The organism is Burkholderia sp. E168m23 (genome assembly GCF_016586125.1).
Classification (GTDB): domain Bacteria; phylum Pseudomonadota; class Gammaproteobacteria; order Burkholderiales; family Burkholderiaceae; genus Burkholderia; species Burkholderia orbicola.
The window spans coordinates 1-645 of record NZ_BCPP01001654.1 but is presented as its reverse complement, the minus strand read 5'-3'; the positions used below and the strand labels follow the sequence as shown (position 1 = coordinate 645).

Sequence of the window (645 nt, the reverse complement as noted above, 5' to 3'; positions counted from 1 at the left end):
ATCCGGCGTGCGTCGCGCACTGGGGCGCACGCCTCGATGCGTTGCCTGCCGGCCCGCGCGTCGGTCTTGTATGGAAAGGCAATCCGAAGCATCACAACGACGTGCACCGTTCGCTGCCGTCACTGGCATTGCTGACGCCGCTATGGAGCGTGCCGGGCGTGAATTTCGTGAGCCTGCAGAAAGGGCAGGGCGAGGACGAAGCGCGCCAGCCGCCGGGCGGGCTGCCGTTGCTGCACCTGGGCTCGGAGCTCGACGATTTCGCCGATACGGCCGCGATCGTCGCGCAACTCGATCTCGTGGTGTGCGTCGACACGTCGACCGCGCATCTGGCCGCATCGCTCGGCAAGCCCTGCTGGGTGCTGCTGCCGAATCAGGACGTGGACTGGCGGTGGATGCACGACCGTGAGGATTCGCCGTGGTATCCGGGCACGGTGCGGTTGTTCCGGCGCGGGCGCGGCGAGAGCTGGATTCAGATGGCCGAGCGGCTGCGGGGGGTGTTTGCCGCGCATTTCAGGGAGTGCGTCGATGCGTAGCCTGTTTGGCATGCCGCGCCGCTCTCCAGCCATTTTTTGTGCCGTTTGTCCGTCAGGGGTGAGGCGATGAAAGTCGCGATCATGCAACCGTATTTCCTGCCGTATATCGGCT

Annotated in this window: 1 protein-coding gene; it reads left to right on the top strand. The window is 65.6% G+C overall.

Annotated elements, in window-relative coordinates; genetic code table 11:
• A partial coding sequence (locus JMF90_RS39480; RefSeq protein WP_305790786.1) for a glycosyltransferase family 9 protein occupies window positions 1–533 on the top strand: 533 nt, incomplete at its 5' end.
• Window positions 534–645 lie beyond the last annotated feature (112 nt).